Here is a 24,785-nt window from a genome sequence, read left to right as displayed (position 1 = left end):
ACGCAGAATGTGATGGCACGGATCGTGGAGGCGCTGAGCCGTGTTTTCGTGGCGCGCGCGTTCACCACTGCAGTGATGACCAGTGCCACGGCTCCCAGCGGTTGGACCACGGTGAGGGGTGCAAGGAAGAGGCTGATCAGCTGAAGTATGATCGCCAGGCCGAGCATTAGCGTACCGGCGATCCACGATGGTCGGCGGACCAGGGCCAGGAGTTGGCCGGAACGAAGGCCGTTTCGGGCGTCTGTTGAACTCGCGGCCTCTACCTTGTTGACACCCCGATGCTGGAACTGTGCGCCGAGGGCCAAAAAGACTGACCCCACCAGAGCCACGGGGATACCGAGGGCCTGCATCGGTGACAACGAAGTTAGCTCCAACGACATGCGGCCACATTACCCCCAATGCCCCATCGGTCACTTCTAGTCGCCAACGCCTGCCTCATCAATCCTGACGTTCGAGGGCGCCGCAAAGGCTTGCAATTCACGAAGGATCTCCAGCTGTTGCCTGTTGATGTCCATGAGCATCTCGATCTCCTCCTTGGACTTCAGATTGGTGTCGTAATCGTGCTGGGCCATCACCGCGGCAATTGCGTCCTGCCGCTTGGCCGCGATCAGAAGAATCGCCCCCTGCAGCCCCGCCAGCATTGACAGGAAGAGATTCAACAGAATGTACGGGTACGGATCCCAAGCATTGCTCGCCAGTGCCCAAGTGTTGATGACCGCCCACACGATCATGAAGCCGATGAAACCGCCGACGAACGGCCAGCTGCCCATCCCGTTCCGCATGATATCCGCGGCCCGTTGGCCCCGCGTCAAGGATTCCTTGTGAGTTTGGTGCCAAGTCTTTCGCTTATCAATCATGCCCAAACCCTAGCGCCGAGACGCCGAAGGAATACCTGATAACCGGGCCAGATTCGTATAGCCACGATCTACTGCGACGTAAAGATCGGACGAATGCGCCACTTTGAGTGAACCGATCGGTCACACGACCTTGTGCTGCGGGTTATCGCGCGGCTCCAGGTCACGGCACTGATTCTCGGATGTTCCAGGGTCTTCTTGCGGCGGTGAAAAACCCACTGAAGCGCGATCCATGACAAGAACACGTCCCGTCCGGGCGTATGGGTCCGGTCTCCTAAATGGTGGAGGCCTTGTGGGCTTCGAACGGCGTCGTGCGGAAGGCCGCCGCGCGTTCAGTGGCCGGGATCGGATAATGGGATTTAGACGGTGACCGTGCCATCGTCGTGCCGGCTCCAGGTGGGGTTGTAGGCGATCTCCCAGCGAAAGCCGTCTGGATCGGCAATATATCCGGTGTAGCCGCCCCAGGACTGGGTGCGGCCGGGGGAGACAACGGTGGCGCCGGCCGCTTGGGCGGCGGCGATCAACCCGTCCACCTCCGCCGAGGAACCCACATTGTGGCTGAGGGTGATTGGCGGAACACTGCAGTCGTCGTCCACGCCGGCCTCGGAATGCATCTGGCCGCGGTCCCAAATTGAGAGCATCAGCCCATGATTGGCCTGAATGAACAGAACCTCGCCGCTGACCTCCCGGTGCACTGGCCATCCCATGCCGTCAACATAAAAGCGTCGGGATGCGCGAACGTCGCGGACGCCGAGGGAGATGAAGTCAATTCTGGGTGGCATGGCCGGACCTGCCGTGGAGCCGTTCATTGTCCGTGGCTTCGTCGCAGCGCCATTGGCAGCGCCGTCGGTTCCGGCATCGGTTCAGTCATCGGTTCAGTCATCGGCGGACCAGCGCCGGAAATCCAGCGACAGGTACAGTGCCAAGGCCGCCGAATTGGTGCTGTCCACCCGCAGTGCCACCTCAGGATGACCGGCGTTGAACAGGATGTCCATGCAGGTCAGCACCAGCTGCTCGGCCAGGCCTTGGCGGCGGTGTTCGGGATCCGTGATCAGTTCGATGATGAAGGGGGTTTCCGGGGTGTCATCCCAAACCGCGCGTTCCACCACCAGAATGGCGGCGTCGATGTTTCCGTCCCGGCCGGGCACCACTTGGGAAGCCGCCGGCAAAAAGGTTCCATATTTGCCAGCCAAGGAAGCGTCAATGTCGGCTGCCGCGGCCTTCAGGCTTTCGCTCGCTTCGCCCGGGTCGTAGGCGTTGAAATACAGTTTGCCCAGCGCGGGGATATCTGCCTCTGTCGCCGGACGGGATTCCATCGGCAGCTCGCGCTCAAGCGGAGCGGTCCGGGCGATAAGGGTGACCATTGTGTTCATGGAACGCTCCTCGTGTGGCTCGATGGCGGTGGCGCCCGCGGTGTCGGTGGCCCTCTAGTGAACATGCTAGTTGGCATTCGTCCGGCCAGCTATGTTTCATTGCGCCAGACACCGCTGCCGATGGCGTGTGCAGGAGGTGCCGCGGCTGCGGGGCGAACCGGTATGCCGCCGAAGGGCCGTGTATTTCACCGGCGGGAGAGCGTACACTTGAATTTATTCGAACATATATTCGATTGTACGGAAGGTGCGGATGCTGAACCGCCGGGCTGCCGGGAAGGGAGGAGCTGGATGGCACTGTTTAGCGAATCAGTGGAGATTCTCTGTTCTCCTGCCGCTGTGCCGCTGCAGATGACGTGGCACGGACAGGATTATGCCATTGAAGCGGAGCCGCTGCGCTGGTATGAGCGGCGGGCCTGGTGGGTGGAGGAAACGCGTGCCGAGCGTGGCAGCGGCACCTCACTGGTGGATCACGAGATCTGGCGGGTGCAGGCCCGGCTTAAGGGGCAGGGGGAGCTTCTCACCTTCGACCTCACCCGTCATCTGGCCAGCGGCCGCTGGCGTCTGCTGCGGCTCCATGATGGCGTGCAGGTGCGCAGCGCCTGAGCGGGCGTTGCCTTACGATCCAGCGGTGGGAGCCGCTCCTTCCCTTCGAGTTTTGGACCAATAATGAGCTTCATCCATCTGCATGTTTCCACCGCCTTCAGCGCCCATTACGGCGTGTCCTGGCCCGATGACCTGGCCCAGGCCGCCGCGGCGGATGGAGCGGACGCCTTGGGCTGCACGGATCGGGATGGTCTGTATGGCACGGTGAAGCATCTCAAGGCCTGTATGGCTGCCGGAATTGAGCCGATTGTGGGCGTGGATCTGGCAGTTCTGGAGCCGGCGTCCGACGACGGCGGTCCGGGCGGCGGGGGGCACGGCAGCGGCGGCGGGCACGGCAGCGCCGGCTATGGCAGGCAGGCTCTTGCTGTGAACGGGCGGGTGGTGGTTTTGGCCCATGGCGGGATCAAGGGCGTCGGCTACCGGGCGTTGTGCCGGCTGATCTCCGATGCCCATGCGAACGCCAGCACGCATACCCCGGTGGGAATCACACTGGAACAATTGGTGGCACGCTCCCTCGACCCGCAAACACTGGCACCCGTATTGACCGTGCTGGTGGGGCCGTCGTCGGACGTGGGCCAGGCAATGGCCGGGCGGAAGTACCTGACGCCGCGGCGCAATTTCCAGCGCTGGCATGCCCGGATGCCGGCCGGAACCCTGGCGGCGGAAATTGTCAGCCACCTCAGTGCACCGGGGGAGACCCTGAGCACGGCGCATGCCGTGCGGATGCTTAAACTGGCACGGGAATACGGGGTCCCGGCGGTGCTGACCAACGCGGTGCGCTACTGCGAAGTGGATGGTGCCGCCACGGCCGATGTACTGGATTCCGCACGGACGCTGACTCCGCTGACGGCCTTGTCCGGTCCCGAATCCCGGTTGCAGCCCAACGGCCAGGGCTGGCTGAAAACGTCCGCGCAGATGATCGCACTGGGCAGGGAAATAATGCACGCGGCCGGTTATGGCGGGGCGGAGCTGGCACAGCTGCTGGGCAGCACCCAGGAACTGGCAGACCGCTGCCGGATGGACCCGGTTACGGACATGGGCTGGAAGCAGCCGGTGGTGCCGGAGGCCTCCGTGCTCGGCATCGACCAGGATCCGCTGGTGGAACTGACGCAGCGGGCCGAGGCGGGGATTGAGCGGCGGTTCCCGGGGATCTCCGGCCGGGCCGAGCAAGTGATGCGGGACAGGCTGCTCCATGAGCTGGGCATCATTGACCGGCTGGGGTTTTCCTCCTACTTCCTGACCGTTGCGGAGGTGTCCCGGATGATCACCGAGATGGGGGTGCGGGCTGCTGCGCGTGGTTCCGGTGCCTCGTCGCTGGTGAACTACCTGATTGACATCAGCCAGGTGGATCCGCTGCGCCATGATTTGATCTTTGAGCGGTTCCTCTCGCAGGATCGAGCCACCCTGCCGGACATTGACATCGATGTGGAAAGCGCCCAGCGGCACAACGTGTACCACCGAATTTTTGACCGGTTCGGGGCGGAACGGGTGACGCTGATGAGTATGCAGAACGGCTACCGTGCCCGCGGGGCGGTCCGGGATGCGGGATTGGCGCTGGGGATGGATGAGGAGGACGTGGGCGCCATCGCCAAGCAGCTGTGGCGTTTTTCCGCCCGTAACTTTCGTGAAGCGATGGCGGAAAAACCGGAACTGCGGGAATTTGCCCAACGAGTGGAGCAGGGGCAGCAGAACCGGCAGAGTCAGTATGGTCCCGGAATTCCGCAGACCGGGGGAAACCAGCAACTGGACCTGCTGGTGGATCTGACCGAGCGGCTGGACCGGCTCCCGCGCCATATCTCCATGCATCCATGTGGAGTGATCCTTGGGGATAAGTCATTGCTGGACCGCTCTCCCGTGCAGCCCAGTGGGCTGGGGCTGCCGATGAGCCAGTTCGATAAGCACGATATGGATCCGATGGGCATGCTCAAGTTGGATGTGCTCGGCGTCCGGATGCAAAGTGCCATGGCTTACGCCATCCGGGAGGTGGTCCGGATTCATCCGTCCAAGACCGAGGTGGTGGCTGCCGGACGGCATCAGCTGAACAGCCAAGGCGAGGGTCCGGCCTATGTAGCCGAGGACGGGCACATTGATCTCAATGCCGTGCCGCTGGACGATGAGGCCACCTTTGAGCTGATCCGCAGCACCTACACCCTGGGGTGCTTCCAGATCGAGTCGCCGGGGCAGCGTGAACTGATCGGGAAAATGGCGCCGCGGGAGTTCAATGACCTGATCATCGACATTTCGCTGTTCCGGCCGGGTCCCATGAAGTCCAACATGGTTAAGCCATTCCTGGAGAACAGGCATGGTTTTGCCCCGGAGGTGTATCCACATCCAGCCCTGAAACCGGCGCTGCAGGAGACCCACGGAGTCACTGTCTTCCATGAACAGGTGCTGCGGACCTTCGATGTGATGACCGGCTGCGGCCTGGCCCGTGCGGATGAGTTCCGCCGCGCCTTGGGCAATGAAGTGGCCGAGGGCAAAGTGGAAGACTACTTCCGCCGGCAGGCCCGGAAGAAGCAGTTTTCCCTGGACGTCATCGACCAGGTCTGGGAAACGCTGAAAGCCTTTGGCAGCTTCGGCTTCTGTAAGGCCCATGGTGCAGCCTTTGCGGTCCCCACCTACCAGTCCGCATGGCTCAAGGCCCACCATCCGGAGGCTTTTCTGGCCGGGCTGTGGGAACACGATCCCGGCATGTACCCACGCCGGCTGCTGGTGGCCGAGGCACGCAGGATGGGTATTCCCATCCTGCCATTGGACATCAACCACAGCACGGGGGAGTACCGGGTGGAAGAGGTGAACGGCAAACTCGGCATCCGGATGAGCCTGGCCGGGATCTACGGTCTTTCCGGTACGGAGCTGAAGCGGATTGTGGCTCATCAGCCGTATGACTCGCTGGCGGATCTGCGCACCCGGGCCAAGGTGGGTCGCTCCACAATGAAGCGGCTGGCCCAGCTGGGCGCTTTCGACGCGCTGCACCTCACGTCAAAGGGGGAGACCGGTTCCACGGCCAGCCGGTCGGACCTGATTGCGCATCTGCACAGCCTGCCCGTCCGCTCAGCCAACAGGCGCTGGGAACCGATCGAGGGCCAACTTCATTTGCCGCTGGGCGATCTGGAGCTGAACAACCTCAAGGATGAACTGCCGGAGCCCAGTGCCGCAGAGAAGGTCCGGACCGAGCTGGATCTGCTGGCCCTGGACGTCAGCGACCATCTGATGTCCAGCTACCGGCCGCTGCTGCAGCGGCTGGGCGTGACCACGGCGGACAAGCTGCTGCGCCTGCGCAATAATTCCGAGGTGCTGGTGGCCGGCATTCGGGTGGCCACCCAGACTCCGCCCATGCGCGGAGGGCGCCGGGTGGTCTTCATCAGCATCGACGACGGGACCGGCTGCGTGGACGCCACGTTCTTCCACGAGGCCCAGGAGAAATCCGGTCCGCTGCTCTTCGGCACCCGGATGCTGCTGATCCGGGGGCTGACCCGACGGACCGGCCCGCGCGGCATCAGCCTGCAGGCGCTGGAGGCGTGGGACCTGAGCCAAACGGAAACTCTCCCATTGCCGGTGGGCGCCGCAGCAGGACAACTGCAGGCCCAGCAGGCCTGAACCCGGCAGCAACCTCCAGCCGCCCACGGACGCAGCCGACAGCAACAAGAAGCAGACCGGGAAGCACCGGCGTGTTGGTTGGCCCTCAGCCAACCGGATAGCATCATTAGTGGCTCACAGTAACCCCCGTATGTTGCTTAAACGGAGCCATTCACCCGAATTGAGGAGCCCGCAGTGCCAGTGGATACGCAGATCACCCTTAACGTCGACGGCGAAGCGACCACGGCAGCGGCAGGAACCACCGGCGCGGAGCTGTTCGGCGAAAGCCGGGACGTCGTCGTCGTCCGTGTAGACGGCGAGCTGAAGGACCTGGACCAGCCGCTGCCCGAAGGCGCGGTGGTGGAAGCCGTTCGGATCGACTCCCCTGACGGCCTGAACGTGCTGCGGCACTCGACCGCCCATGTGATGGCGCAGGCGGTCCAGCAGCTGCGACCGGACGCAAAGCTCGGTATTGGCCCGTACATCACCGACGGCTTCTACTTCGATTTCGATGTAGCCGAACCATTCACGCCGGATGATTTGAAGACGCTGGAAAAGATGATGCTCAAGATCGTCAACAGCAATCAGCGGTTCGTCCGCCGGGTGGTCAGCGAGGAGCAGGCCCGGGCGGCGATGCAGGACGAGCCGTACAAGCTGGAACTGATAGGCCTCAAGGGTGCGCGCACCGGCACCGCGGCAGGCGCCGAGGATGCGGCGGCCAACCCTGAGAATTTGGCGGCAGGCGCGGAGGATGCGGTCACGGCCGACGACGGCGCCAACGTTGAGGTGGGCGGGGCGGAACTGACGATTTATGACAACGTGGACCGCAAGGACGGCAGCACCGTCTGGTGTGATCTGTGCCGCGGGCCGCACCTGCCCAACACGAAGCTGATCTCCAATGCCTTTGCGCTGACCCGCAGCGCCGCGGCATATTGGCGCGGAAACCAGGCCAACAAGCAGCTGCAGCGGATCTACGGCACGGCGTGGCCCACCAAGGAAGCGCTGAAGGCATACCAGGAGCGGATGGCCGAGGCCGAGCGCCGCGACCACCGCAGGATTGGCACCGAGCTGGACCTGTTCTCCTTCCCCGATGAACTGGGCTCCGGGCTGCCCATTTTCCATCCCAAGGGCGGCATCATCCGCAAGGAGATGGAGGACTACTCACGGCAGCGCCACATTGAGGCCGGCTACGAGTTCGTTTACACCCCGCACATCACCAAGGGCCACCTGTACGAGGTTTCCGGGCACTTGGACTGGTACCGCGAGGGCATGTTCCCGCCGATGCACGTGGATGAGGAACTCAACGAAGACGGCACGGTGCGCAAGCCCGGAGTGGACTACTACCTCAAGCCGATGAACTGCCCGATGCACACCCTGATCTACCGGGCCCGCGGCCGGTCCTACCGGGAGCTGCCGCTGCGGCTCTTCGAATTCGGCTCGGTGTACCGCTACGAGAAGTCCGGCGTGATTCACGGCCTGACCCGGGTACGTGGCATGACCCAGGACGACGCGCACATTTACTGCACCCGGGAGCAGATGAAGGATGAGCTCACGGGCACGCTGAATTTTGTGCTGGGCCTGCTCAAGGACTACGGTCTGGCGGACTTCTATCTGGAACTGTCCACCAAGGACCCGGCCAAGTCGGTAGGATCCGATGAGCTCTGGGAGGAGGCCACCCGCACGCTCGCGGAAGTGGCCGAGGCCTCCGGGCTGGAGTTGGTTCCGGATCCGGGCGGCGCCGCGTTCTACGGGCCGAAGATTTCCGTCCAGGCGCGGGACGCCATTGGCCGCACCTGGCAGATGTCCACCATCCAGCTGGACTTCAACACCCCGGAGCGTTTCGAGATCGAATACCAGGCCGCGGACGGCACCCGCCAGCGCCCGGTGATGATTCACCGCGCTCTGTTCGGCTCGGTGGAGCGCTTCCTGGCTGTGCTGACCGAGCACTACGCCGGCGCTTTTCCAGCCTGGCTGGCTCCGGTGCAGGTGACAGCCATTCCGGTCGCGGAGGCCTTCAACGAGTATATGTACGACGTCGTCGACAAGCTCAAGGCGCAGGGAATCCGCGCCGAGGTCGATATTTCCTCGGACCGCTTCCCGAAAAAGATCCGCAGCGCCAGCAAGAACAAGGTACCTTTCGTGCTCATCGCCGGCGGTGACGACGTGGACGCGGGGGCAGTCTCGTTCCGTTTCCGCGACGGCAGCCAGGATAACGCGGTGCCGGTGGATGAAGCTGTGGCCCGGATCGTGGAGGCAGTGCGGAATCGGACGGCCTGAGATGAAGGACCATTCCGCGGGGCCGGTGCAGGATGATTTTGAGCTGCCTGGGGTCCCGGACGCGTTCCAGCGGCTCTGGACACCGCATCGGCTCGCCTACATCCAAGGTGGCCAGGATCAATTCAAGGACGCCACGGAATGCCCATTTTGCGCAGCGCCGGGCCGGCCGGACGAGCAGTCGCTGACTGTGCACCGCGGCGAGCTCGTCTATGTGGTGCTGAACCTGTTTCCCTACAATCCGGGCCACCTGCTGGTGTGCCCGTACCGGCACATTCCCGACTATACGGATCTAACCCTGGCTGAAACGGCCGAGTTCGCGGCGTTGTCGCAGACCGCCATGCGGGTGCTGCGCACGGTGTCGCATCCATCCGGCTTCAACTTGGGGATGAACCAGGGCACCACCGGCGGCGCGGGCATCTCCACCCATCTGCATCAGCACGTGGTGCCGCGCTGGGGCGGAGACAATAACTTCCTGCCGATCATTGCCCAAACGAAGGCCATCACGCAGACGCTGGCCGATGTCCGGTCCCAAGTTGCGGAGGCCTGGGCCAATGCTGAATAAATATGCCCGCGCGTTCTTTGCCAGTATTTTTTCCCCGCTCGCCCGGCTGCTGATGCGGCTGAAGGTGTCCCCTGACGCGGTCACCATCGTCGGAACGCTTGGGGTCGCGGCAGGAGCGTTGGTCTGGTACCCGCTGGGGCAATTGTTCTGGGGAACCATAGTCATCACCGTGTTCGTCTTTTCAGACCTGGTGGACGGCCTGATGGCGCGGGCGCTGGGCCGATCCGGCCGCTGGGGGGCGTTCCTGGATTCCACCCTGGACCGGGTGGGGGATGGCGCGGTCTTCGCCGGCCTCATTGTCTGGTTCTTTACCGGCGGAAACAACCACCTGATTGCGGAAATGGCGCTGGCCTGCCTGATCCTGGGCACGGTCGTTTCCTATGCCAAGGCCCGGGCCGAAGGGCTGGGGATGACGGCCAACGTCGGCATCGCTGAACGGTCCGAGCGGCTGGTGTTCGTGCTGGTTGCAACCGGGCTGGTGGGACTGGGAGTTCCTGATCTGCTGCTTTTGATCGTGCTGGTGCTGCTGGCGGCAGCCAGCTTGGTGACTGTTTTCCAGCGGGTGCTCACCGTCCGGAAGCAGGCGCGGGAAATTGACGCCGCCGCGCGGGCGGACGTGCACAGAGCCGCAAGCACGTAACGGGTTCGGCCCGCACAGGGGCCGGGGACTAGTATTGGAGTATCTAGCCGGGCCTTGTGCCAAGGCCCTCACCTACCTTCCCATAGGGGTTTTTGTGTCTACACCTGATGTAACGCCCGTCTCCGATTCCTCCGGACGGGCAGCAGCCAACGTGACCGGCAGCAGCCGGGTAAAGCGCGGCATGGCTGAAATGCTCAAGGGTGGCGTCATTATGGACGTCATCAATGTTGAGCAGGCGCGGATCGCCGAAGACGCCGGCGCCGTGGCCGTGATGGCGCTGGAGCGGGTGCCCGCCGACATCCGCGCCCAGGGCGGAGTCTCCCGGATGAGCGATCCGGACATGATTGACAAGATCATCGACGCTGTTTCCGTACCGGTAATGGCAAAGGCTCGGATCGGGCACTTCGTCGAAGCCCAGGTTCTGCAGTCCCTCGGCGTTGACTACATCGACGAGTCGGAAGTCCTGACCCCGGCGGACTACACCCACCACATCGACAAATGGAACTTCACGGTTCCCTTCGTTTGTGGAGCGACCAACCTTGGGGAGGCCCTGCGCCGCATCAACGAGGGCGCGGCGATGATCCGGTCCAAGGGCGAGGCGGGGACGGGCGATGTTTCCAATGCCACCACGCACATGCGCCAGATCCGCGCTGAAATCAAGCGGCTGTCCACCCTGGCCGAAGATGAGCTTTATGTTGCGGCCAAGGAGCTGCAGGCCCCGTACGAGCTGGTGAAGGAGATTGCCGCCACCGGCAAACTCCCGGTGGTACTGTTCACCGCCGGTGGCATCGCCACCCCCTCCGACGCCGCCATGATGATGCAGTTGGGCGCGGACGGCGTGTTCGTCGGCTCGGGCATCTTCAAGTCCGGTAATCCTGCTCAGCGTGCGGCCGCCGTCGTGAAGGCCACCACCTTCTTCGACGATGCCGATGTTATTGCCAAAGTTTCCCGTGGACTCGGCGAGGCCATGGTCGGCATCAACGTTGAAGAGATCCCCGAACCGCACCGACTCGCGACCCGCGGCTGGTAAACGCGCGGCGCGCGGCTGGCAGGTCAGGCACGCGCGGCTGGTAAATCCAGGTACGACGGCGGGCCGTCCCCTTGCGGGGGCGGCCCGCTTTTGTGTTTGCCGCAGCGGTGCCACAATAGGCGGATGAACGTTCCAGCGGATGTGTGCATCGTCGGAGGCGGCCCGGCGGGCATGATGCTGGGACTACTGCTGGCGCGCCAGGGCGCAGGCGTCACGGTACTGGAAAAGCATAAGGATTTCCTGCGTGATTTCCGCGGTGACACCGTGCATCCCTCCACCCTGGATGTGTTGGATGAGCTGGGACTTGGACCGGCGGCCGCAGCCGTTCCGCATCGGGATGTGTCCGAGCTGCGCACCACGTTTTCCGACGGCACCTACCGGGTGGCCGACTTTGGCAGGCTGCGGGTGGGACATCCGTATATTCGATTCATGCCACAGTCGGACTTCCTGGACCTGCTGGCAGACGCCGCCGGCGCGCTGCCGACCTTCCGCCTGCTGCGCAGCCACGAAGCGGTCGGGCTGATCGAAAGCGGGGGAGTGGTCAGGGGCGTCCGGGCGCAGGGACCGGAGGGACCCGTGGAGGTACGGGCTGCCCTGACGGTAGCCGCCGATGGCCGCAATTCGATCCTGCGCCGGCACTCGGGATTGCCGTCCCGGAACTATGGCGCGCCGATGGACGTGCTGTGGTTCCGGCTGAGACGATCCCCCGACGCAGCCGAGGGTTTGGACATGCACTTCGGCGCCGGACGGGTGATCCTGGGCATCGACCGGGGCGACTACTGGCAGGTCGCCTACGTGATCGCCAAGGGTGGAGACGCCAAGGTGCGCGCCGCTGGACTGGCTGACCTCCGGCGGCAGGTGGCTGCTCTGGTCCCCGGCCTGGCAGCTGAAGTGGAACAGCTGCAGGACTGGGATCAGGTACGGACCCTCACCGTCCGGCTGGACCGGCTGCGGCGCTGGCACGCCCCCGGTCTGCTGTGTATTGGCGACGCGGCGCACGCCATGTCGCCGATTGGCGGCGTGGGGATCAACCTGGCCATCCAGGACGCCGTCTGTGCCGCACGGATGCTGGCGCGGCCGCTGCGGAACCAGACCCTGAACTCCCGGACGCTGGCGTCCATTCAACGACGCCGGTGGTTCCCCACCGCGGGCACACAATTGCTCCAGCGGGTGGCGCAGCGGTTCCTGGTAAGCCCCATGCTGGCCAGCAGCAAACCGAGCAAGGCGCCGCCGCCCCTGCGCCTGCTCGCCCGGCATCCGCGGCTGCAGGCGCTGCCCGCCCGAATCATCGGCGTCGGACTGCTCCCGGAAAAGGTGCAGGGGCTTACTCCAGGCCGCGGCGCTTGAGCAGCGGTTCCAGTTCGGCGTCGCGGCCGCGGAAGTCGCGGAAGGAGGCCAGCGGGTCGCGGCTGTTCCCGCGGGAAAGGACCGTGGAGCGGAACCGGTCGCCATTATCCCGCGTCAGCCCGCCGTCGGACTTGAACCACTCCACCGTGTCCGCGTCCAGCGTTTCACTCCAGATGTAGGCGTAGTAGCCGGCCGAGTAGCCGCCGGCGAAGATGTGCTTGAAGTAGCCTGTCCGGTAGCGCGGCGGAACCAGCTCCATATTCACCCCTGCCTTGGCCAGAGCGTCGGCCTCGAAGGCCAATGGGTCGGAGACCTCCGTGCCCGGGGCCAGCTCATGCCAGGCCAAGTCAAGCAGCGTCGCGCCCAGATATTCCGTGGTGGCGAAGCCTTCACCCCACAGCTGGGCGGCCTCCAGCTTGGCAATCTGCTCCGGTGCCAGCGGTTCGCCGCTTTGGTAATGCCGGGCGTAGTTAGCCACGATCTCCGGCCAGAGAATCCACATCTCATTGACCTGGGAGGGGTACTCCACAAAGTCCCGCGGCACGCTGGTCCCGGAGAAGCGCGGATAATTGACGTTCGAGAACAGGCCGTGCAGCGCGTGCCCAAACTCGTGGAAGCAGGTGACCACTTCGTCGTAGCTGAGCAGCGTCGGTTCACCGGCCGGGGGCTTGGAGATGTTGAGGTTGTTCACCACCACAGGTGAGGTGCCCAGCAGACGCGACTGTTCCACCAGCGGGTTCATCCAGGCGCCGCCGTTCTTGGTGTCCCGGGTGTAGTAATCACCGAGGAACAGACCCAGTCCGGTGCCGTTGGCGTCGAAGACCTCCCAGACACGCACTTCCGGGTGATAGCCGGGCAGATCTTTCCGCTCGCGGAAATCCAGCCCGTACAGCCGCTTCGCCGCATGGAACACGCCGTCGTGCAGCACCCGTTCCAGCTCGAAATACGGACGCAGCGCCGCGAGGTCCACGCTGTACTTGTCCCGGCGGACCTGCTCGGAATAGAAGGCCCAAGCCCAGGGCTCCAGGTCATGACCGGCCGTCTCGGCCAGGATCGTTGCCTCCGCCCGTGCATTGCGTACCGCAGCCGGTGCCAGCCGGGCCAGCAGATCGTGGATTGCGGTCAGCGAAGGTGCCGTCTGGTCGTCTGTGGCAAAGGCTGCATGCGTTTCAAAACCCAGCAGGGCGGCACGTTCGGCCCGCAGCTGTGCCATCCGTGCCGCCGTCGCCGTCACGTCTGTCGCATTGCCGCGGGAACCCCGATGAATGGAGCACTCGAAGAGCCGCTGCCGGGTCGAACGGTTCGTCAGCATCTTCAGCGCAGGCTGATTCGTCGGCAGGATCAGGGTCAACAGGTACTTGCCCTCATGTCCGGCAGCTTTGGCGGCCTCGGCGGCGCCTGCCAGGTCATCAGCCGGAAGGCCGTCCAGCTCCTCGGCACGCTCCACCAGCAGCGCGGAGTCATTGGTGTCCTTGAGCAGGTCCTGTGAGAAACGCGTACTCAGCGTGGACAGCTCGGCATTGATTTCGCGCAGCCGCAGCTGGGCGCTGGCTTCAAGCGCCGCGCCGGCCCGGCGGAAAGCCTTGCGGTATTCCTCCACCAGGCGCGCCGATTCGTCGTCGAGTCCGTCCGTGCTGAGCTGCCCGAACCGCTCGTACAGCGCCGCGTCGAGATGGATATTGTCCTCGTGCGCGGCCAGTTTGGGTGAAATTTCCGTCTCGAGCGCCTGCATGCTTTCGGTGGCATAAGAACTGGTGTTGTTGTAGAAGACCACGGAGACCCGGTACAGCAGTCGTCCTGAACGCTCCAGCGCCAGCACGGTGTTCTCGAAGGTTGCCGGTTCGAAATTGGCGCCGATTGCGGCAATTTCCGCCAGATGGGCGGCAAACCCTGCCTCAAAGGCGGGTCGAAAGTGCTCATCGCCGATGCTGGCGAAATCGGGGAGGCCGTAGGGAAGGGTACTTTCGGACAGAAAGGGATTCGCGGCGGTATCGGAAGTCATGAAACGACTCTTTCACAGTCGGGACTCCGGCTCAAGGGTAAGACCCTGCGCGCCGCCGCGCATCCGCCGCCGGGAACCTGCCGCCGGGCACCCGCCGTCGGACATCCGCCGTCGGACATCCCCGTGACGTGAGGCGCCGCCCACCGGCCCCCTTCATCAGCGGTCGCCGCTGCCATTCCCGCGGCGGCGACCGGCAGCGGCGCTACTTTTGCTTGAACACCATGGACATGGGCGTGGTCTCGGTGGTCTGGCCCTGCGGGTTGTCCCGGAAGATTCCCTCCACCACGGTCTTGGTCAGCCCGGTGTCATGACCGAGCACGACGACGCCCAGGTCGTTGGCGTCCATCACGGCCGTTCCCGCAAAGGTGGCGGCAAACTCCGCCGGCACGCTTTGGCGGACCAGCTTGCTGAGCCGGGCGGCAACGCCGTCCGGGTCCAGCGGGGCGTACTTCACCGAGTGCGTGGAGGTCCCCACCTGGTATCCCGCGGCGCCGTCGATGGCGTTGATGTTGTGCCCCACCGTTTCGTAGAACACACCACTCTTGCCCCGCAATTTTCCAACAACGCTCATGCCGGAGGCATACAGGATGCGGGGCAGGCCCACCTCGTCGATCGCCAGCTGCATGGACCAGGGGCTGGCGAGTCCGATTCCGCCCGGATTGCGGGTGACGAACCGGCTCAGCAGCCGTGCGGCCGGGGTGACCTTAATGTCCCAGACCGGAATCGAGCGGCCCTGAGTCATGGCCACGATCTTTTCGCTGACGAAGAGGTACCAGGGAACACCGGCCGTCGCACTCGCGTGGTCCGCTCCGGCGTCGGACAGTCCACCGAAAAAGCGCTCGACGTAGCCGATCACGGCTGGGTCGAAGTCGGTGTCCTTGTAGAAAATCTGGGTGCGCAGCGGGTAGCGGCGATAGGTGCCCCCGTCCGCCGGAACCGTAATATCGAGCTGCTTGTCCGCATTGGGCACGTAGTCGCTCTTGTCCACGATGCCCGCTTTGACCTCGGGCTGGTCAAAGAACTCGCGGAGCCACAGTTCGGTGTTGAGCAGCCGCCAGAACACCATGGTCGAGGCGCTGTTCTTACCGGTGAGGTATTCCTCAAAGGCGTACAGCACCGCGTCCTGGTTCCAGTACGGGCGGTTTTCGAAGGAGGAGGAGAGGAAGATCTCGTAGATCTTTTCCTTCATCAGCACAAACCACTCCGCCTCGGGGGTGGTGAAGCCGATCTTGTTGCGCCGGTTGGAGATCATGTCCGGCAGCAGGCCCCGGGTGGCGTCGCGCAGGATCCGCTTGTTCCAGCCGCCCTTGATGATCGATTCATCGTCCAGGCTGAAGAGGAATTTGGCCACTTCCTTGTCCAGGAACGGTACCCGGCCCTCCAGCGAGAAGCGCATGGTGTTCTTGTCCTCGTAGCGCAGCACCGCCGGGAGCGACTTGTGGAACAGGTCGTCGATGAGACGCAGCTTCAGGTTGTCCGCGATGTTGGAGAACTTTTCGTTCTTGTGTTTGGCGCTGAAGTCCTTGTTCAACAGCGAGGAGATGGACAACTCCTTGCGTGCGGTGAGCATGCCCTTAAGCCGGAAGCGTCCCAGCCGGAACAGGATGTCCGCCGAGGAAGCCATTTCCTTCGCCAACTTCGACGTCTGCCCATTTTTCTTCAGCTGGCGCAGGTAAGCGAAATAGTACGGAATGTAGCCGGCCATCATTTCGTCCGCACCCTGCCCGTCCAGCAGCACGGTGACGTGTTTGGAGGCCTCCTGCATTACCCGATACTGCGCGTACGGGCCTGAGGAGATGATCGGCTCCTCCATGGTGCGGACAAAATCCTCCAGATCGAGGGCGAATTCGGCCGCCTTGGGCAGGATTTTGTGGCTGGTGACATTTCCTTCGCAGGTGGCCAGCACCGCGTCGGCGTATTTCTCCTCGTCGTTGATCGAGTTCGGGAAGATCGCCGAAAAGGTCTGCTGCCTTGCGCCGAGTGAATCCGTGGCGGCGGCTTTCTCCTGCATCAGTTTGTTGATGGTGACGACGACGGCGGATGAGTCAAGTCCGCCGGACAGCGCCGTGCCCACCGGGACCTCGGACTGCAGCCTCAGGCGCACCCCCTCGGTAAAACGCCTGCGGTATTCATCGATTACGGCCGGGCTGTAGGGCGTGCCGATCTGGGCCAGTTCGGCCAGTTCTTCCTTGAACCGGGTATACGGGCTCACCGTGAAGCGGCCGTTGCCTTCGGCGCTGGTGTCCACGACGAGTTTCTCGCCGGGCATAAGCTTGTAGATTCCCTCGAAGAAGGTGGCGGCCTCTTCATCGTGGATGCGGAACTGCAAGTACCGGTAGAGGATGCGCTCGTCGGGCTTGGTGTCCAGCTTGCCGGTGGCCAGCAGCGGCTTGATCTCCGAGCCGAAGAGCAGTTTGGGCTCCGCCTCGCTGCCGGCGTTGGCGTAGTAAAGCGGTTTAATGCCGAAATGGTCACGGGCCAGCACCAGGCGCTGGTTCTTCCGGTCGTCGATGGCAAAGCCGAACATGCCGTTGAAGCGGTCAAAGGCTGCATCGCCCCACTCCTCGTAGGACTGCAGCACCACTTCGGTGTCCGAGACGGTCTTGAAACTGCGTCCCAGCGCCTCCAGCTCGGCGCGCAGTTCGAGATAGTTGTAGACCTCGCCGTTGTAAACCAGCGCCACCAGACCGTCCTGGCTGATCATTGGTTCCTGACCGTGGGCGACGTCGATAATGGACAGCCGCCGGTGCGCCAGGCCGACCTGGCCCTGGGTGTAGATCCCTTCGCCGTCCGGTCCGCGGTGTTCGATGCACCTGTTCATCTGAAGCAGGAGCGCTTCGTCTTCCCCGTAACCGTAGTAACCGGCGATTCCGCACATACAGCAAACCTCATCTTTAGTCCGTCAGTCCTCGCCTCAATGCTACTTGCTTGACCCCGCCGCCATCGTCTCCGGCGCTCCGGGGCGCGCCCTGCGGACCGGCGGCGTCGGTGCTGCTGCGGCAGGCGCGCAGCCAGCCCGCACTAGAATGTTGCGGTGACCAATCCAGTAACCAGCAGGCCCACCGTGGGCATCCTCGCCCTGCAAGGCGATGTGCGTGAACATGCCAGAACCCTTGAAGCGTGCGGCGCGCAGGCGGTGAGCGTCCGGCGACCAAGCGAGCTGGCCGCCGTCGACGCCCTGATCCTTCCCGGCGGCGAGTCCACCACGATCGACAAACTGACCCGCATCTTTGACCTGGCGGAGCCGCTCAAGGACCGGATTGCCGGTGGAATGCCCGTTTATGGCAGCTGTGCCGGCATGATACTGCTGGCCGACAGCATCGCGGATCCGGCCCGGGACCAGGACGGCAATCCACAGCAGACCCTCGGTGGCCTGGACATCAGCGTCCGGCGCAATGCTTTCGGCCGGCAGCGGGAGTCCTTCGAGACGGATCTGCAGTTCCGGGGCCTGGCAGCACCGGGTGCGGCCGAAGCTCCCGTGCACGCGGTGTTCATTCGTGCGCCGTGGGTGGAAAGAGTGGGCAACGAGGTGCAGGTGCTGGCCAGCGTGGAGCTCGCGGACGGCCCGGATGTTGGGCATGGAACTGAACCGACGGTTAGAATTGAAGGAAAGACCCGAGCGGTAGCCGTGCGTTCGCGGCATTTGCTTGCTACCTCCTTCCATCCGGAAGTCACGGGGGAGCGCCGCATCCACGAATTGTTTATCCGCATGATCAGAGGAGAAGCGTAAAGCATGTCAGGCCACTCCAAATGGGCAACGACCAAGCACAAAAAGGCTGTCATTGACGGTCGGCGTGCCAAGTCGTTCGCCAAACTGATCAAGAACATCGAAGTTGCCGCCCGGATCGGCGGCCCGGACATGGTGGGCAACCCGTCGCTGGAACTTGCGGTGTCGAAGGCCAAGAAGACCTCGGTACCGGCTGACAATATCGACCGGGCCATCAAGCGCGGCTCCGGTCAGCTTGGCGACGCCGTCGATTATCAGACCATCATCTACGAAGGCTACGGCCCGCAGGGGACTGCCCTGCTGATCGAATGTCTGACCGACAACAAGAACCGTGCGGCCTCCGAGGTGCGGCTGGCCGTCTCTCGCAATGGCGCCAACATGGGCGATCCCGGCTCGGTGGCCTACATGTTTGCGCGCAAGGGCATTGTCACGCTGCCCAAGAATGAGCTCACCGAAGACGATCTGCTGCTGGCCGTCCTGGACGCCGGAGCCGAAGAGGTCCGCGAAGACGGCGATAACTTCGAGGTCATCTCCGAACCGCAGGACCTTCCGGCCATCCGGGCCGCGCTGACCGAGGCCGGCATCGACTACGACTCCGATGAGGCAGGTTTCGTGCCCTCCATGCACGTGGAACTCGATGCCGAGAACGCCGGTAAATTCATGCGGCTCTATGACGCGCTGGAGGACCTCGACGACGTTCAGAACGTCTACTCCAATGCCGATGTCAGCCCCGAGGTCATGGCCCAGCTGGACGAGGACTGACCCTGCGTGTCCTGGGCGTGGATCCAGGCCTGACCCGCTGCGGGCTGGGCGTGGTCGACGTGGCCGCGGACCGGACCGCCACCCTGGTGGCTGTTGGCGTGGTGGGCAGCACCCCGGATCAAGGGCTGGACGCCCGCCTGCTGGTGATCGCGGAGTCCATCGAGAAGTGGCTCACCGACTACGCACCCGACGTGATGGCGGTGGAACGGGTGTTTTCCCAGCTCAATGTCAGTACCGTGATGGGTGTGGCGCAGGCATCGGGTGTGGTGATCGCCGCCGCTGCACGCCGTGGTATCCCGGTTGCGCTGCACACCCCCTCCGAAGTTAAGGCCGCTGTCACAGGCAGCGGCAGGGCGGACAAGGCCGCCGTGACCAAGATGGTCACGAAAATTCTGCGCCTTCAGGTTGCTCCGGCGCCGGCGGATGCGGCGGACGCGCTGGCGCTGGCCATTGCGCACGCCTGGCGCCGCGGACCTGCGCTGAGCGCCGCCGTCGGAACTGGCGCAGCCGCCGACGCCGGCACAGACATTCGTGCTGCGGCAGCGCGGGGAGCAGCGGGCGTGGGGGCAGCGGGCCCGACGGCGGCGCAGAAGTTGTGGCGCGAGGCGGAGGCCAAGGCCAAGCGGAACAAGGAAAAATCCGGGCACGTTTGGCGCTGAAAATTCCGGGTGCTGCGGGTGCCGAAAATTCCGGGCGCTGCGGGTGCTGGTGCGTGGCGCGGCGGACAATGTCGGTGCCGCTGGGTACGCTGTTAGAAAGTATGTTCGGTAGCCTCTCCTCCGGGATGGCCGGCGGGCAGCACCATTCGAGATCAGAAGCACCGGGAGAAAGTCGATGATCAGTTTTGTCCGCGGGCCAGTGGCGCACATTGGGCTCGCCAGCGCGGTGATAGACGTCAACGGCGTGGGCATGCTGGTCAACGCGACGCCGAAAACGCTTGGGGCGCTGCGCCTGGGCCAGCAGGCGACCGTGATCACCTCCATGATTGTCCGTGAGGACTCGCTGACGCTTTATGGCTTCAACTCAGACAATGAGCGGGAAGTGTTTGACACCTTGCTCAGCGTCAGTGGTATCGGCCCGCGGCTGGCGCTGGCGATCCTGGCGGTGCACGATCCTGAAACCATCCGCGTCGCTGCCTCCGGCGGCGACGGCAAGGTTTTCACGAAGGTTCCGGGCGTGGGCCCCAAAGTTGCAGGCCGGATCGTGCTGGAGCTGGCCGGCAAGCTCGTGCCGCACGGTACGGCGGAAGCCCCTGTGCCGGCACAGACGGCCTGGAAACCCCAGGTTGTGGCGGCCATGACCACTCTTGGGTGGTCGGAGAAAGATGCCTCAAACAGCATCGACAAGGCCACTGCCGACGAGACTGAGCTGGTCCAGGCAGGTAATGTGGCAGCTATTTTGCGCACCACGCTGCGCTGGTTGGGCCAGGATGGAGCGCGGACCTCGGTTCGGGACCGGACGGCTTCCCGTGGCTGAGGTGCAGCCCGGACCGGAATCCATTCCGGCGCTGGGCGGTGAGCCCGAGGAGCGCATCCTGGAAGCTGCCCTGCGGCCCAAGAACCTGGCCGATTTCGTCGGTCAGCACCGGGTGCGCAAGCAGTTGTCCCTGGTGCTGGAAGCATCCAGGATGCGCGGACGCAGCGCGGACCACGTCCTGCTTTCCGGACCGCCTGGGCTGGGCAAGACCACCTTGGCACTGATCATCGCGGCCGAAATGAACGCCCCGTTGCGGATCAGCTCCGGGCCGGCCATCCAGCACGCCGGCGATCTGGCCGCAATTCTGTCCTCGCTGTCCGAGGGGGAGGTGCTCTTCCTCGATGAAATCCACCGGATGTCCCGCCCGGCCGAGGAAATGCTTTACATGGCGATGGAGGACTTCAGGGTGGACATCGTGGTGGGCAAGGGAGCCGGTGCCACCGCCATACCGCTGGAGTTGCCGCCCTTTACCCTCGTCGGCGCCACAACCCGCGCCGGCCTGCTGCCGGGGCCGCTGCGGGACCGCTTCGGCTTCACCGGCCACCTGGAGTTTTACGCGGTCGAGGAGCTGGAGCTGGTGCTCCGGCGTTCGGCGGGTCTGCTGGACCTGCAGCTGACCAGCGCCGGCTTCGCCGAAATCGCCGGACGTTCCCGGGGCACGCCGCGGATTGCCAACCGGCTGCTGCGCCGGGTCCGTGACTGGGCGCTGGTTAATGGCATTGTCAGCATCGATGCCCGAACGGCTTCCGCTGCCCTGGACATGTACGAGGTGGACGCCCGCGGGCTGGACCGGCTGGACCGCGGGGTGCTGCATGCGCTGGTGACAAAGTTCAATGGCGGCCCGGTGGGGCTGTCCACCTTGGCAATCGCGGTCGGCGAGGAGCCGGAAACCGTAGAAACAGTGGCCGAGCCGTTCCTGGTGCGCGAGGGCCTGCTCGGCCGCACACCACGGGGCCGGATCGCGATGGCCTCCGCCTGGGAGCATCTGGGGCTGGACATGCCGGCCAATGCCTTCGTTGCCGCACCGCCGGCATTGCTTCCGCTGGGGGAAGAAACTATTCCGGATTGGCTGCAGAACGCGCCTTAACACCCGACGATCAGGAATTCAGCTTAGACTGGTATGACATCCGGCACGTTCTGTGCGTTCCGGAAGTCTCTGACTGTATATATATGAACGGAACTTTGCTTTGGATCCTATGACTCTCATCCTCTTTGCCGTCTTTGCGGTGTTCATCATTATGATGTTCCGCCGGCAGAAAAAGGCCAAGGCAGCAATGCAGGAGCAGCAGGCCAAGATGGGCATCGGCGTTTCAGTGATGACCAACTTCGGCTTATTCGGTACGGTCCTGGCCATCGACGAGCAGGAGAACAAGGTGGTCCTGCAGCTCTCTCCCGGGAACACCGCCACCGTGCATCGCCAGACGATCACCAAAATCATCGGTGCCGAAGAAGTAACCGGCGGCGCAACCGCCTCCACCATCCCCGATGACGCCTCGTCGCTGACGAACCGCACGGATTCCAGTGCAGCACCGGAGACTGCGGAGGACACCATTCTGCGGCTGAACAAAGACAACAACAACGACCACTAGCCCCATCCTGCCGCTGAATTCAGCGAAAGACGGTGCTCCGGCCACCGCCCCGACCTAACCGGCCGGCGTGGCCCGTCTGCGCGGGGCGCTCCAGCTGAACGGGTTGCCCGGCCGCACCTTGCGTTTGGAACGAATAGAAAGATCCACTGATGGCACGTACTGGCCCAACGGCTTCGGCCCGCAAAACACTGTTGTGGCTGGGAGCCATATTTATCGCCTGCGCACTGCTGCTTGGCGGCGGCGCGATTTGGGGAGCCGCGAGCTGGGCGCCCAAGCTGGCCCTGGACCTCGAGGGCGGAACCCAGATGATTCTGGCGCCCAAAGTCGACGGCGGCCAGGCCATCAGCGCTGAACAGCTTAACCAGGCCGTCTCCATCATCCGTCAGCGCGTTGACGGCACGGGTGTCTCGGAAGCGGAGATCAGCACGCAGTCCGGCCGCAACGTTGTGGTCAGTCTTCCCGGAACGCCGAGCACTGAAACCCGCGACCTGATCAAGGCCTCTGCGGACATGTCGTTCCGGCCGGTGATCACCGCCGGGGACGGTGCGGCGACACCGAAGGACAAGCTGGTTCCTGCTGACAAGCTTCCCAAGCCCACCGCAAAGCCGAAAAACGGCAGCGATGACAACTGGGTTGACGCCGCACTGTACAAGACCTTTGAGACGACCAGCTGTGTGCCGCCGCTGAGCAAGCCGGTGACCAATGCGGACAAGTCCAAGCCCTTGGTGGCCTGTGACCCGGCCACCGGCACCAAATACATCCTTGGTCCGGTGGCCGTTCCCGGCAACGACATCACGGATGCAAGTTACGGTCTTCAGCAGGGCGCGCAGGGCACCACCACGAACCAGTGGGCGGTGAACCTGACGTTCAACAGCGAAGGGGGCAAGCAGTTCAAGGAAGTGACAACGCGGCTGAACGGCTTTTTCGCAGCCAATCCAAACGACCCCAAGGCACAGTTCGCGATTGTGCTGGACGGCAAGGTCATTTCGGCGCCCCGGGCAGAGGCCATTATCGCCGACGGCAGCTCACAGATCACCGGAACCTTCACCGAGGCCAGCGCCAAGTCGCTGTCCGACAAGCTGAAGTTCGGCGCCCTGCCGATCAGCTTCGACATCCAGAGCGAGCAGCAGATTTCCGCTACCTTGGGCGCCGAACAACTGCAGATGGGTCTGCTGGCGGGCATCATTGGTCTGCTGCTGGTCGTTGTCTACTCGCTGTTCCAGTACCGGGCCCTGGGTTTCGTCACCATCCTCTCCCTTGTCGTGGCGGGTACCCTAACCTATCTGGCCATAGCCATCCTGGGCTGGACGCAGAACTACCGCCTGTCGCTGGCCGGTGTGGCCGGCCTGATCGTCGCTATTGGCCAGACGGCCGACTCGTTCATCGTCTACTTCGAGCGGATCCGCGACGAGCTCCGGGAAGGCCGCGGCCTGATTGCCGCGGTCGAGAACGGCTGGCGCCGTGCCAAGCGCACGGTGCTGGCCTCCAAGGCCGTGAACCTGCTGGCCGCCCTCGTGCTGTATTTCGTCGCCGTCGGCAACGTCCGCGGCTTCGCCTTCACCTTGGGCCTAACGGCCATCGCCGACTTGATGGTGGTCTTCATGTTCACCCATCCCACGCTGCAGCTGTTGGCCCGAACCCGATTCTTTGGTGAGGGGCACCGCTTCTCGGGACTTGATCCCGCACGGCTCGGAGCTGTGCCGCTGTACCGGGGCGCCGGGCGGCTGCGGTCACCATCGGATCTCCCCGTGGCACTTAAGGGCAAGAATGCACCGGCGGCAGCGGAAGCGGAGCGTCGGCAGACGATCGCCGAGCGCCGACTGGCAGCAAAGCAGGAGCAAATGGCCGGCAGCAGCGCCGGCTCGCAGGGCGCAGCTAAGGAGAACAAGTAATGGTCAGCTTCGCCACATTCGGCAACGAGCTTTACACCGGAAAGCGGTCCTACAATTTCGTGGGTAAACGCAGGATCTGGTTCACCATCGCGGCAGTTGCCGTGTTGCTGTCCATCCTGATGCCTATCGTCCGTGGTGGCTTCAACCTGGGCATCGAGTTCCGCGGCGGCTCGGAATTTACGGTCTCCAACGTGCAGAACACCGATCCGGGTCTGGGCACTAAAGCGGTGACGGACATAGTGCCCGGAAGTGTGCCCAGGGTGGCCAACATTGCCGGCAACACCATGCGGATCCAGACGGACAAGCTCTCCGGTGACCAGACGCTGAAGGTCAAGGCCGCACTGCTGAAGGCCTACGGAGTCAACGAGGACCATGTCACCTCGACGTTTATCGGGCCCACCTGGGGTGCGGATGTCACTAAGCAGGCTTTGCTCGGACTGGTCATTTTCGTGATCCTTGCCGCAGGGCTTATGGCGCTGTACTTCCGCACCTGGCGCATGTCCGTCGCAGCCATCGTCGGGCTGCTCGTGGTGATCATTACCACCGCCGGAACGTACTCTGCCAGCGACTTCGAAGTGACACCGTCGGCCATCATCGGCTTCCTGACCATCCTGGGCTACTCGCTCTATGACACGGTGGTGGTCTTCGACAAGATCCGCGAGAACACCTCCGATATTGGGAGCTCCACCCGGCGCACCTTCGCGGAGGAGGTCAACCTTGCGGTGAATCAGACGCTGGTCCGCTCCATCAACACCATGATGGTTGCGGTGCTGCCGGTCGGTTCCATTCTGTTCATCGGAGCCTTCCTGCTCGGCGCCGGCACGCTGCGGGATCTCTCGCTGTCGCTGTTCATTGGTATCATCATCAGCACCTTCTCGACCATTTTCGTTGCCTCACCCCTTTATGCATGGCTGCGGTCCACCGAGCCGGAGTTGAAGAAGCAGGCCAGGCGGGTCCAGCAGCGCCGTGCCGCGGATAAGGCTGCGCTCCGCGCCGGCGGCGAAACCGTCCCGGTCAAGTTTCAAGCGGTATTTTCCGTCAACAAGAGTGGCCGGCGCCCAAGCGCCGGCCA

The 24,785-nt window shown here is 63.9% G+C and carries 21 protein-coding genes; 15 read left to right on the top strand and 6 right to left on the bottom strand.

All coding sequences use genetic code 11. From position 1 onward, the window contains the following. The 4 genes from IV498_RS15430 to IV498_RS15415 form a co-directional block, all read right to left on the bottom strand. Positions 1-380: DMT family transporter (locus IV498_RS15430; RefSeq protein WP_269047980.1), on the bottom strand; the 380-nt coding region annotated here is incomplete at its 3' end. 36 nt (positions 381-416) lie between these two features. After that, positions 417-770: a DUF1003 domain-containing protein gene (locus IV498_RS15425; protein WP_442951361.1), complete on the bottom strand. Its 354-nt coding sequence runs from the start codon at positions 768-770 to the stop codon at positions 417-419. A 443-nt stretch (positions 771-1,213) separates the two neighbouring features. Then, complete coding sequence (locus tag IV498_RS15420) at positions 1,214-1,636, bottom strand: VOC family protein (protein WP_269047979.1); 423 nt, start codon at positions 1,634-1,636, stop codon at positions 1,214-1,216. Positions 1,637-1,729: 93 nt separating this feature from the next. Continuing rightward, complete coding sequence (locus IV498_RS15415; RefSeq protein WP_269047978.1) at positions 1,730-2,227, bottom strand: GNAT family N-acetyltransferase; 498 nt, start codon at positions 2,225-2,227, stop codon at positions 1,730-1,732. A 288-nt stretch (positions 2,228-2,515) separates the two neighbouring features. Here IV498_RS15415 and IV498_RS15410 point away from each other — a divergent pair, with 288 nt between their 5' ends. From IV498_RS15410 to IV498_RS15380, 7 genes are all read left to right on the top strand, one after another. After that, the gene (locus IV498_RS15410; RefSeq protein ID WP_269047977.1) at positions 2,516-2,830 is read left to right on the top strand and encodes a DUF6504 family protein; all 315 of its coding nucleotides are present in this window, start codon (positions 2,516-2,518) and stop codon (positions 2,828-2,830) included. Between the two features lie 63 nt (positions 2,831-2,893). After that, a complete protein-coding gene (locus IV498_RS15405; protein WP_269047976.1) occupies positions 2,894-6,430 on the top strand; it encodes a DNA polymerase III subunit alpha in 3,537 nt (1,178 codons plus the stop codon). Positions 6,431-6,604: 174 nt separating this feature from the next. After that, a complete protein-coding gene (gene thrS, locus IV498_RS15400) occupies positions 6,605-8,686 on the top strand; it encodes a threonine--tRNA ligase (RefSeq protein ID WP_269047975.1) in 2,082 nt (693 codons plus the stop codon). A 1-nt stretch (position 8,687) separates the two neighbouring features. Beyond that, positions 8,688-9,248: an HIT family protein gene (locus IV498_RS15395; protein WP_269047974.1), complete on the top strand. Its 561-nt coding sequence runs from the start codon at positions 8,688-8,690 to the stop codon at positions 9,246-9,248. Then, on the top strand, positions 9,238-9,888 hold the full coding sequence (gene pgsA, locus IV498_RS15390) for a phosphatidylinositol phosphate synthase (protein WP_269047973.1): 651 nt from the start codon (positions 9,238-9,240) through the stop codon (positions 9,886-9,888). The genes IV498_RS15395 and pgsA overlap by 11 nt, the downstream gene beginning before the upstream one ends. 94 nt (positions 9,889-9,982) lie before the next feature. Next, on the top strand, positions 9,983-10,918 hold the full coding sequence (gene pdxS, locus IV498_RS15385; protein WP_269047972.1) for a pyridoxal 5'-phosphate synthase lyase subunit PdxS: 936 nt from the start codon (positions 9,983-9,985) through the stop codon (positions 10,916-10,918). Positions 10,919-11,041: 123 nt separating this feature from the next. Continuing rightward, on the top strand, positions 11,042-12,265 hold the full coding sequence (locus IV498_RS15380) for an FAD-dependent oxidoreductase (protein ID WP_269047971.1): 1,224 nt from the start codon (positions 11,042-11,044) through the stop codon (positions 12,263-12,265). Here the strand turns inward: IV498_RS15380 and IV498_RS15375 are convergent. Together IV498_RS15375 and asnB are read right to left on the bottom strand one after the other, a co-directional pair. Then, entirely contained in the window at positions 12,243-14,267 is a 2,025-nt protein-coding gene (locus IV498_RS15375) for a M3 family metallopeptidase (protein WP_269047970.1), read from the bottom strand. The two genes, IV498_RS15380 and IV498_RS15375, sit on opposite strands and share 23 nt — an antisense overlap. A 202-nt stretch (positions 14,268-14,469) precedes the next feature. Beyond that, complete coding sequence (gene asnB, locus IV498_RS15370) at positions 14,470-17,145, bottom strand: asparagine synthase (glutamine-hydrolyzing) (protein WP_269047969.1); 2,676 nt, start codon at positions 17,143-17,145, stop codon at positions 14,470-14,472. Positions 17,146-17,301: 156 nt separating this feature from the next. Between asnB and pdxT the strand changes: the two genes are divergently transcribed. The 8 genes from pdxT to secF form a co-directional block, all read left to right on the top strand. Then, positions 17,302-17,997 carry a pyridoxal 5'-phosphate synthase glutaminase subunit PdxT gene (pdxT, locus tag IV498_RS15365; protein WP_269047968.1) on the top strand — a complete coding sequence of 232 codons (696 nt, stop codon included), beginning with the start codon at positions 17,302-17,304 and terminating at the stop codon, positions 17,995-17,997. Positions 17,998-18,000: 3 nt separating this feature from the next. Further along, a complete protein-coding gene (locus tag IV498_RS15360) occupies positions 18,001-18,756 on the top strand; it encodes a YebC/PmpR family DNA-binding transcriptional regulator (protein WP_269047967.1) in 756 nt (251 codons plus the stop codon). Next, positions 18,753-19,415: a crossover junction endodeoxyribonuclease RuvC gene (gene ruvC, locus IV498_RS15355; RefSeq protein ID WP_269047981.1), complete on the top strand. Its 663-nt coding sequence runs from the start codon at positions 18,753-18,755 to the stop codon at positions 19,413-19,415. The genes IV498_RS15360 and ruvC overlap by 4 nt, the downstream gene beginning before the upstream one ends. 175 nt (positions 19,416-19,590) lie before the next feature. Continuing rightward, complete coding sequence (gene ruvA / locus IV498_RS15350; protein ID WP_269047966.1) at positions 19,591-20,232, top strand: Holliday junction branch migration protein RuvA; 642 nt, start codon at positions 19,591-19,593, stop codon at positions 20,230-20,232. Then, positions 20,225-21,319, top strand: coding sequence for a Holliday junction branch migration DNA helicase RuvB (ruvB, locus tag IV498_RS15345; RefSeq protein WP_442951360.1), 1,095 nt, complete (start codon positions 20,225-20,227; stop codon positions 21,317-21,319). The genes ruvA and ruvB overlap by 8 nt, the downstream gene beginning before the upstream one ends. Positions 21,320-21,428: 109 nt before the next feature. After that, positions 21,429-21,821, top strand: coding sequence for a preprotein translocase subunit YajC (yajC, locus tag IV498_RS15340; protein ID WP_269047965.1), 393 nt, complete (start codon positions 21,429-21,431; stop codon positions 21,819-21,821). A gap of 149 nt (positions 21,822-21,970) precedes the next feature. Then, positions 21,971-23,713, top strand: coding sequence for a protein translocase subunit SecD (gene secD, locus IV498_RS15335; RefSeq protein WP_269047964.1), 1,743 nt, complete (start codon positions 21,971-21,973; stop codon positions 23,711-23,713). Beyond that, positions 23,713-24,785: protein translocase subunit SecF (gene secF, locus IV498_RS15330; protein WP_269047963.1), on the top strand; the 1,073-nt coding region annotated here is incomplete at its 3' end. The genes secD and secF, both read left to right, overlap by 1 nt.

Source organism: Paenarthrobacter sp. Z7-10 (genome assembly GCF_026932795.1).
In the GTDB taxonomy this organism is placed as follows: Bacteria; Actinomycetota; Actinomycetes; order Actinomycetales; family Micrococcaceae; genus Arthrobacter_M.
This window is presented reverse-complemented; position numbering and strand designations above follow the sequence as displayed.

Bases quoted from the DNA above. Each gene is read 5' to 3' on its own strand.
- IV498_RS15375 (WP_269047970.1), bottom strand. From the start codon at position 14,267: ATGACTTCCGATACCGCCGCGAATCCCTTTCTGTCCGAAAGTACCCTT.
- IV498_RS15425 (WP_442951361.1), bottom strand. From the start codon at position 770: ATGGGCAGCTGGCCGTTCGTCGGCGGTTTCATCGGCTTCATGATCGTG.
- IV498_RS15380 (WP_269047971.1), top strand. From the start codon at position 11,042: ATGAACGTTCCAGCGGATGTGTGCATCGTCGGAGGCGGCCCGGCGGGC.
- IV498_RS15410 (WP_269047977.1), top strand. From the start codon at position 2,516: ATGGCACTGTTTAGCGAATCAGTGGAGATTCTCTGTTCTCCTGCCGCT.
- ruvA (WP_269047966.1), top strand. From the start codon at position 19,591: ATGATCAGTTTTGTCCGCGGGCCAGTGGCGCACATTGGGCTCGCCAGC.
- pgsA (WP_269047973.1), top strand. From the start codon at position 9,238: ATGCTGAATAAATATGCCCGCGCGTTCTTTGCCAGTATTTTTTCCCCG.
- IV498_RS15415 (WP_269047978.1), bottom strand. From the start codon at position 2,227: ATGAACACAATGGTCACCCTTATCGCCCGGACCGCTCCGCTTGAGCGC.
- IV498_RS15405 (WP_269047976.1), top strand. From the start codon at position 2,894: ATGAGCTTCATCCATCTGCATGTTTCCACCGCCTTCAGCGCCCATTAC.
- IV498_RS15360 (WP_269047967.1), top strand. From the start codon at position 18,001: ATGTCAGGCCACTCCAAATGGGCAACGACCAAGCACAAAAAGGCTGTC.
- yajC (WP_269047965.1), top strand. From the start codon at position 21,429: ATGACTCTCATCCTCTTTGCCGTCTTTGCGGTGTTCATCATTATGATG.
- secD (WP_269047964.1), top strand. From the start codon at position 21,971: ATGGCACGTACTGGCCCAACGGCTTCGGCCCGCAAAACACTGTTGTGG.
- IV498_RS15420 (WP_269047979.1), bottom strand. From the start codon at position 1,636: ATGCCACCCAGAATTGACTTCATCTCCCTCGGCGTCCGCGACGTTCGC.
- asnB (WP_269047969.1), bottom strand. From the start codon at position 17,145: ATGTGCGGAATCGCCGGTTACTACGGTTACGGGGAAGACGAAGCGCTC.
- IV498_RS15395 (WP_269047974.1), top strand. From the start codon at position 8,688: ATGAAGGACCATTCCGCGGGGCCGGTGCAGGATGATTTTGAGCTGCCT.